Origin of the sequence: Nostoc flagelliforme FACHB-838 (assembly GCF_014698065.1) — a bacterium.
Classification (GTDB): domain Bacteria; phylum Cyanobacteriota; class Cyanobacteriia; order Cyanobacteriales; family Nostocaceae; genus Nostoc; species Nostoc flagelliforme_B.
The window spans coordinates 1-2,661 of record NZ_JACJSI010000600.1 but is presented as its reverse complement, the minus strand read 5'-3'; the positions used below and the strand labels follow the sequence as shown (position 1 = coordinate 2,661).

Below are 2,661 nucleotides of genomic sequence, written 5' to 3'. Positions count from 1 at the left end.
GGTATTGCCCTTATCTCAAAACAAAAAATCACCCCCCAATACCTTTGCCACTCTCATAGTTCATAGCTCTGGGTTTCCTCTTGCCTATAGGGACTACTTTCGATTGCTTGGGTGCTTGTGGCGGACGGCATGTTTCACAGTAGAGCGGTCGCACACTAAAGGTTTCTCGTTGTGTGGGTTGTTCGCATTGCTTACACACGAAGTTGAAAACGGAGTATGAATTTCCCGCTTGTGCGCTCTGACGGTGTACTCTCGGACTTCAATAGTTTTGCTGGGCATCGGCTAATAAAATGGCCTTACTTCTTAATAATAGAGAATTCAGAATTCAGGAGTCAGAATTGAATTTTTTATTGTTCAGTTCTTTTTAAGCACTGATAACCAGGTATACACAACGTCTATCGCCTGCCAAAATGTGTTCAATTCGTTCAATGCTCACATCGTTACCTAAAACCGCTTGAAAGATTTCTAACTCCATGCGACAAAGCCCGGTACAAGCAGTTGCCACCGCACAAATAGGGCAATGCTTTTCAGCGAGGAGAAAAGTGCCATCGGCTTGAGCCGTGACCTCTGCCATGTAGCCTTCCTCGGTTCGCCGCTCTGCTAACGCTTCTAGCTGCTGTTGAAGTGGAGCAAGCCGAGGCATGATCGCTTGATACGCTTGAATTTGTTCGCGAGTTCTAACTTCCAATAGCCGATCAAATCCCTCTTCACCAAATCCCTCTTTCATTGAATTAATCAGACACAACGTTAACTCAGCGTAGCGATCAGGGAAGAAATGATCAGCAGCAGGCGTTAACTCCCATAACTTGGCAGGCCGTCCCATCGGACGTGCTTCTTTCTGGTACATCACCAATCCTTCTTTTTGCAAAGCGTAGATATGCTGCCGCACTGCCATTGCGGTGATGTTTAAGTGGGAGGCGAGCGTTTCCGCATCCGCTGCTCCTTCCTGTTTGAGATATTGGATGATCGCCCGTCGAGTCCGAACGCTAGTTGATTCTGCTTTCATACTTAACAAATTAAAGAAAAAGCTTTACAAAGTCAAGTTAAGCACTTATGATTCTTACTAAAGGTTTTTCTTTATAAAGTCGCAACTTCTGAAGTTGGTGCAGTAATGGCAAATATTGTGATCTTTGGAGCTAGTCGCGGCGTTGGCTTAGGCTTCAGCGTTGGGTTGCCAGATGCAGGCGATACTGTGTTTCTCATTTCCAGAACTCGCCCTGCTAGCCTTGATCGCACCGATCAAGTGTCTAGAGTTTGGATTTGGGCAGACTTGTCGGTTCCTCAAACTGCTGCGGTCAAGGTGGCTGAGGCAATTGGCGATCGCGCGGTTGACTTCCTGTTTTACAACGCCGGGATTTGGGAGGAGAATGCGTTTGAGCCAACCTATTCATTTGAACAATCCACTCTAGAAGAGATGGAACAAATTATCCAAGTGAATCTGCTGGCTGCTATTCTCTGTACTCATCGGTTGTTGCCAAATCTTAAACGTTCAAGCAATCCCCGTGTTGTCTATATGAGTTCGCTTTCGGGTTTAGATAACTCTGGCGCACCGGAAGTAGCGAATACCGCATCTAAATTTGGTCTGCGGGGTGTGGTTCATGCGCTGCGGGAATGTTTACGAGAGCATCGTATTCCAGTGACTTCGCTCAACCCAGGTAGTATTGCGGCAGAAATCGCCTATGAAGCTGGGGCAGAGGCAGCAATCCAAACCTACGACAGCAGGCAAATTCCAATGCAGGATTTGGTTCTCTTACTGCGCTGTTTACGCCAACTATCGCGCGTTTCCTGTGTGAAAGAGATTGATATTCCGGCGATGTCCGACCGCTATGCCTGAGCAATTGTGTCTCCACCGGGTTGATCTCCTGCACTGGCAACTTTGAATAAAATTGATTTAGGAGTAGTCAAATCATGGTTCAACAAATTCAGCACCTTAATCCCCCTGGGTTCTTCGATCCATCTGATTACGGTTTCACCCATGTTGTAACGGTTCCCACTAACACAACTCTTGTCTATATCGCAGGTCAATTGGGCATGGATGAGACGGGCAATCTGATTGCGGCTGACTTTGCAGTTCAGTTGAAACAGGCATTTGCTAACCTTCGTGCAGCATTAGCAGCGGTTGGGGCAACCCCAGAAGACGTTGTGAAAATTACAGTACTCTCCGTTGATCACGATGCCGAAAAACAGCAATTGATCTCAGCCGCACGGAATGAGATGTGGTCGGGCGATCGCAAACCCACCAGTACTTTGATTCCTGTACCGAGATTAGCAGTCGAGGGGCTATTGTTTGAGATAGACGCGGTTGCTGCAATTCCCAATTCTTAATCCAAAGGAGCTTCTGATGTCGTTACCGATTGTTCTGCAACCCGGTAGAGGAAAGTTCGTTAAACTCGGCACCAGTACCTGCACATTCAAAGTGACTGGGGAGAATACAAATGGACACTTTGGCTTGTTTGAATTTGTTATGGAACCAGGAACGAAAGGAGCCAGTCCACACATCCACAAGCAATTAACCGAGATATTTCATGTGGTGGAGGGAGAAGTGGAGTCAATACGGTTCGGTTAAGCCCAAAATCAGGTAAGGTGAGGGTTATTCCCTGAATGCACTGATGTTGAATGCAACTCAAAGAATTCTCACTGATCTCACCTGTAGTCGAATCA

Annotated in this window: 4 protein-coding genes and 1 pseudogene; 3 read left to right on the top strand and 2 right to left on the bottom strand. The window is 46.7% G+C overall.

Translation table 11 applies throughout. The features are described 5' to 3' along the window. Positions 1-28: 28 nt before the first annotated feature. Together H6G97_RS54465 and H6G97_RS49465 are read right to left on the bottom strand one after the other, a co-directional pair. Positions 29-279 (bottom strand): annotated as a pseudogene (locus H6G97_RS54465) (hypothetical protein). A gap of 85 nt (positions 280-364) precedes the next feature. Then, positions 365-1,006 (bottom strand): helix-turn-helix transcriptional regulator, encoded by a 642-nt coding sequence (locus tag H6G97_RS49465; protein WP_190947570.1) that lies wholly within the window; start codon positions 1,004-1,006, stop codon positions 365-367. Positions 1,007-1,111: 105 nt separating this feature from the next. Here H6G97_RS49465 and H6G97_RS49460 point away from each other — a divergent pair, with 105 nt between their 5' ends. The 3 genes from H6G97_RS49460 (at position 1,112) to H6G97_RS49450 (ending at position 2,566) form a co-directional block, all read left to right on the top strand. After that, on the top strand, positions 1,112-1,834 hold the full coding sequence (locus H6G97_RS49460; protein ID WP_190947569.1) for an SDR family NAD(P)-dependent oxidoreductase: 723 nt from the start codon (positions 1,112-1,114) through the stop codon (positions 1,832-1,834). Between the two features lie 74 nt (positions 1,835-1,908). Next, positions 1,909-2,325: a RidA family protein gene (locus H6G97_RS49455; protein WP_190947568.1), complete on the top strand. Its 417-nt coding sequence runs from the start codon at positions 1,909-1,911 to the stop codon at positions 2,323-2,325. A 16-nt stretch (positions 2,326-2,341) separates the two neighbouring features. Next, positions 2,342-2,566, top strand: coding sequence for a cupin domain-containing protein (locus tag H6G97_RS49450; RefSeq protein ID WP_199350182.1), 225 nt, complete (start codon positions 2,342-2,344; stop codon positions 2,564-2,566). The last annotated feature ends 95 nt before the right edge of the window (positions 2,567-2,661 follow it).

Coding starts and splice junctions, on each gene's coding strand:
- H6G97_RS49460 (WP_190947569.1), top strand. CDS start 1,112: ATGGCAAATATTGTGATCTTTGGAGCTAGTCGCGGCGTTGGCTTAGGC.
- H6G97_RS49450 (WP_199350182.1), top strand. CDS start 2,342: ATGTCGTTACCGATTGTTCTGCAACCCGGTAGAGGAAAGTTCGTTAAA.
- H6G97_RS49455 (WP_190947568.1), top strand. CDS start 1,909: ATGGTTCAACAAATTCAGCACCTTAATCCCCCTGGGTTCTTCGATCCA.
- H6G97_RS49465 (WP_190947570.1), bottom strand. CDS start 1,006: ATGAAAGCAGAATCAACTAGCGTTCGGACTCGACGGGCGATCATCCAA.